This is a genomic window from Geminicoccus flavidas (assembly GCF_009806515.1).
Taxonomy (GTDB): domain Bacteria; phylum Pseudomonadota; class Alphaproteobacteria; order Geminicoccales; family Geminicoccaceae; genus Geminicoccus; species Geminicoccus flavidus.
This window is the reverse complement of sequence record NZ_WUJP01000381.1, coordinates 1-4,628: the sequence shown is the minus strand read 5'-3', so window position 1 is coordinate 4,628 and position 4,628 is coordinate 1. Positions and strand designations below refer to the sequence as shown.

The 4,628-nt window shown below is 69.8% G+C and carries 6 protein-coding genes; 5 read left to right on the top strand and 1 reads right to left on the bottom strand.

Translation table 11 applies throughout. The features are described 5' to 3' along the window. The 4 genes from EQG76_RS10770 to EQG76_RS32785 all read left to right on the top strand — a co-directional run. Positions 1-831: adenylate/guanylate cyclase domain-containing protein (locus EQG76_RS10770; protein ID WP_200840725.1), on the top strand; the 831-nt coding region annotated here is incomplete at its 5' end. Positions 832-891: 60 nt separating this feature from the next. Then, on the top strand, positions 892-1,368 hold the full coding sequence (locus EQG76_RS10765) for a hypothetical protein (protein WP_159713239.1): 477 nt from the start codon (positions 892-894) through the stop codon (positions 1,366-1,368). 41 nt (positions 1,369-1,409) lie between these two features. Beyond that, entirely contained in the window at positions 1,410-2,129 is a 720-nt protein-coding gene (locus EQG76_RS10760; protein WP_159713237.1) for an HAD-IA family hydrolase, read from the top strand. Between the two features lie 315 nt (positions 2,130-2,444). Next, the gene (locus EQG76_RS32785) at positions 2,445-2,612 is read left to right on the top strand and encodes an NINE protein (RefSeq protein WP_200840726.1); all 168 of its coding nucleotides are present in this window, start codon (positions 2,445-2,447) and stop codon (positions 2,610-2,612) included. Positions 2,613-2,630: 18 nt separating this feature from the next. Here EQG76_RS32785 and EQG76_RS10750 read toward each other — a convergent pair whose 3' ends face one another. Further along, entirely contained in the window at positions 2,631-3,248 is a 618-nt protein-coding gene (locus EQG76_RS10750; RefSeq protein ID WP_159713235.1) for a lipid-binding SYLF domain-containing protein, read from the bottom strand. Between the two features lie 230 nt (positions 3,249-3,478). Here EQG76_RS10750 and EQG76_RS10745 point away from each other — a divergent pair. Then, the coding region (locus EQG76_RS10745) for a phosphoenolpyruvate carboxylase (RefSeq protein ID WP_159713233.1) at positions 3,479-4,628 on the top strand (1,150 nt) is incomplete at its 3' end.

Below are 4,628 nucleotides of genomic sequence, written 5' to 3'. Positions count from 1 at the left end.
GCGGCCGAGGCGGTGATCGGCGAGATGGATTCGGTCTACTCGCACTGGCTGACCGACGCACCGGGCGGCTTCAGCGACGCCGATCTGGCAACGTTGCGGCGTCTGACCCCGCCTTTGGCGCTGGCGATCAAGTCCGCGGCCCTGGCCCGCATCATCGCCACCCTGGCGGAGGTCTATCTCGGCGCCGATGCCGCGCAGCTCGTGCTGCAGGGGCGGATCCGGCGCGGCGTGGCCGAGCGGATCCATGCGGTTCTGTGGTTCTCCGACCTGCGCGGCTACACCACGATCACCGACACGGCCCCGCCCGACGAGATCATCCCGCTCCTGAACGACTATGCCGAGCTGGTGATCTCCGCCGTCTGCGAGGCTGGCGGCGACGTGCTCAAGCTGATGGGCGACGGCACGCTGGCCGTCTTCCAGGCAAACGACCCGGCGGTAGCCTGCCGGGCGGCGCTGCAGGCGGAGCGTACGCTGCGTGACCGCGGCAGCGTGCTCGATGCGGCGCGGCGCGCCGAGGGACGACCCGTCACCTCGGTCTATCTGGGGCTGCATGTCGGCGAGGTGTTCTTCGGCAATATCGGCAGCCGGAGCCGGCTCGATTTCACCGTGGTCGGGCCCGCGGTGAACGAGGTCGCGCGGATCGCCGCAATGTGCCGCTCAGTGGACCGGGACATGCTGCTTTCCTCCGAGTTCGTGGCCGCCATGCCGGACGGGGAGCGGGCGGACCTGGTGTCGCTCGGGCGGTTCGCCCTGCGCGGGGTCGGCCGTCCCCGCGAGCTGTTCACGCTGGATCCCCGACTCGTCGCCGCCGGCCCGCTCACGGAGGGTTGACGACGGCCGGCCCGCTACTATCCCCTGGCGGTCATGATGAAGGTTGCGGAACGACCGGGCATGGCGGGGGACGATGCGGTCCAGGAGGCGTTCCGCGCCGGGGTGCGCGGGGCGCCGGTGGGGCTGGCCGCCTTTGGTCTCGCCGAGGACCATGTGGGATTTGCCGCCGGCCCGAACGAATCGGTGATGGCGGACACCAGGCGGCTGCCCGGGCTGACCGATGCCGCGGGCGCCTATGGCACCGGGCGGGTACTGCGCCGCCTGGCCCAGCTCCTCGACCGGGTGGGTGCCCCCGCCTCGATCGGCCGGCAGTTCCGCGACAACCTCGCCGCCGCGGTGGTCACACACCGGATGCGGCGCACCCGCCGCCCCTGGGGCGAGGACGACACCGTGCAGATGGTCCTGGAGATGTGGGACCGGGTGTTCAGCGAATCCGATGCGGCCCGCAGCCGGCTGGCCGACCTGCTTACCGCGGATGACCCGCGCAAGGGAACGCCCAAGAAGCGCACCCTGTTCAACCTCGCATGGAAGCGCTGAGCCGGCCCGCCGGATGGCGTGGCCCCTGAGTGGAGTGCCCGATGCGTCTGACGGATTTCAAGGTCATCACCTTCGACGTGGTCGGGACGCTGATCGATTTCGAGGCGGGCGTCCTGAACTACCTGCGCCCGCTCGCCCAGCAGGCGGCGCTCGATGTGAGCGACGACGCCCTCCTGGAGGCCTATGGCCGGGGTGAGGTCGTGGCGCAGGGGGAGCAGCCCGATGCGCCGTTCCCGCCGCTCCTGGACCGGATCTACCAAGTCGCGGCTGGCGTGCTGGGCCTGCCTGCCGGCGAGGGGGAAGGGGCGGGACTGCATGATTCGATCCCGGACTGGCCGGCCTTCCCGGACTCGGTGGAGGCACTACAACGCCTGCGCCACCGCTTCCGCCTGGTGGCACTGACCAACTCGGACCGCTGGGCGATGTCCTGTTTCGCGAAGACGCTGGGCGAGCCGTTCGACGAGCAGATCACCGCGGAGGACATCGGCGCCAGCAAGCCGGACCCGCGCGTGTTCCACTACATGCTGGAGCGGCAGAAGGTGGCGGGCTTCGACCAGGGCGACATCCTACACACGGCCCAGAGCCAGTACCACGACATCGGCGTGGCCCATCTCCTGGGGCTGCGCACCTGCTGGATCGAGCGGCGCATGGGCCAAAATGGTTCCGGCGGCACGCCGGCCGTCGAGAAGGCCACCCGGCCGGACTGGCATTTCTCGACGCTGAAGGAGCTTGCCGACGCGGTGGATGCCGAGGCGGCCTGACGGCCCGCCGGGCAACGCCATCGCCTCCCGCAGGGCCTTGCGCATGGGCAACGGCCAGCGGCGACCCGGGGCAGTGGTAGGACCGCAGCCTGGTATCCGGAACCGTAGAAAGTGGCCGGTCCACAGGACTTGGCGCTTTCTCCCGCGCAGGCGTTCTACATACTGATCGAAGACCAGGACGCGTCACGCGTCTGAACATTTCGAGAACGGCGCATGATCAATCGAGCGGTTGACGAGCGGGTCCTGATCGAGATGCGGGTGGCCAATGACGGCCCCAGCGTCGCGGGGGCCTATCTGCTCTAGTTCTTCCTCGGCATCTTCGCCGCGCACCGCTTCTACCTGGGCCGGCCGGGCACCGCGATCCTGCAGATCCTGAGCATGTTCGTGCTGGTCTGGCTGGTCGTCGACCTGTTCCTGATCCCGGGCATGGTCAGAGACAAGCAGGAGGAACTCCGCCGCAGCCCGGGGATGTACGCCCGCTGAGGAGGGCCGGAGCCAGCCTCAGAACTGGCTGAGCACCTGCTTGAGCGGCTCGGTCGCCGGGTTCATCACGCTGCCCTGCAGGATCTCGCTCACCGCGACGTCGCGGCCATAGAGCGACTTGTTCCAGGACGGCATCGGCACGGTGACCGTGCCGTCCACCGCAAAGCCGCCGAACAGCCCGGCATTCAGCGCGAACAGGTAGATGTCCTCGCCGAAATTGGGCGTGGTGCCGGCGCCGATCCCGGCGCCGATCGGCCCTAGCGCGCCGCTGGCATCGGCCCCCATCTTGAAGGAGGTGGACGCGACCAGCCGGTCGAGTGCGGCCTTGTTCATGATCGTGTAGATCGCGTCGGAGGCTTGGCCGCCCAGCTGCAGCCCGACGCTGGCGCCATAGATGCCGTAGACCGCGGGGTCCGACCACACACCCGTGGTGGTGTCGCGGGCCAGGAGCAGGCCGCGGCCCGCCGAGCCGCCCAGGATGAAGCCGAGCTTCACCTGGTTGGGCACGATCAGCACGCCATAGGCGTTCTGCACGTAGAGGCTGACCGAGGGCAGGATCTCGCGGTCGTTCTGGAACTCGAGCAGGGCGACGCGCGTCCGCTCCACCAGGATCTCGGCATCGTTAGCAGCAGCCACGGCCGAGCGCCCGGCGCAGAGCAGGGGTAAGGCCGACGCGGCTGCCAACAACCCTCTGCGACGCATGCGCTGCTCCAAGGAAAAACCCGTATCCCTCGACGGTTGCGTACGGCATCGCAAGTGCGGTGACAAGGTGGCGCCACCATGCGCTGGCGCACCGCATTGAACGTGTTGCATTGCACAAGAACCTCGCCACACTGGCCCCGCACTCGGCAGGGGAACAGGCGGGCATGTTGGACATCGAGGTGGACCGGGACAGAGCCGGGCTGGCCCAGGCGGCACCGGCGGGTGACCGGGCCGCTGCGGTCCTGGCCAAGGCGCGCGAGCACTTGGCCGAGCACCGCACCCGGGTCGACACGGACCCGTTCACCAGCCCGATCCGGCTGATGGCGCTCGACCTCAAGCGTGCCATGGACCGGGGCGAGATCGACATGTCGATCTCGGATGCGATGATCGGGCGGCTGTCGACTGCGGCGTTCATCGGCCGGGCCGAGCAGCTTTCCGCCTACCTGGGCGAGGTGGATACGGCCGCGAACGCCGCGAGCATCGAGCGGCTGGTCCGCGGGCTGGCCGAAGTGGATGGGCAGCGCGTCACCGCCGAGGAGTTCGGCAAACGGGTCGGCCAGGTGCTCTACGGCTTCGTGTTCACCGCGCACCCGACCTTCAGCCTGTCCAACAAGCTCCAGCAGGCCCTGGTCGACCTGGCGCTGGCCGGCGACGAGGCGGCGCGGGCACCGGTCCTCCGCGAGGTCGAGCGGCTGCCGCACGGCCCCGAGGCGCAGCTCGACCTGACCGAGGAGTTCCGCCAGTCGGTGCTCGCGATCGGCAAGGTGCGCGCCGCATTGATGCGGGTCTATGCCATCGTCCAGCAGGTCGCCGAGGAGCTCTATCCCGACGGTTGGCGCGGCATCGTGCCCAGGCTAGCCTCGGTCGCGAGCTGGGTCGGCTACGACATGGACGGGCGCTCGGACATCCCCTGGACCGCGACGCTCGCCCACCGGCTGATGATCCAGGAGCGGCAGCTCTCCGCCTGGCACGAGGAGATCCGCGTGCTCGGGCGGGCGCTGGACGGCGACGAGACGCTGGCGGCCGCCCTGGAACTGGTCGAAGCGCGCATCGTGCTCACCGCCGAGGCGTCCCGCTCGCTGATCGACCTCCTGCAGGCGGCCAAGCTCGACGACGGGGAATGGTGGGAAAGGCTGGCGCGGGTCAGCCGGCGTTCCTTGGGCAAGGGTGCCGGGCGGATCACCGGCGGCAGGGAGCTGGCGGCCCTGGTGCAGCGCGTGCTGGACAAGGTCGAGGACAGGGATGCCGCGCGCCGGCTCTGGCTGCTGCATGCCGACATGGCTGCGCACGGGCTGGGCCTGGCCCGCACCCACA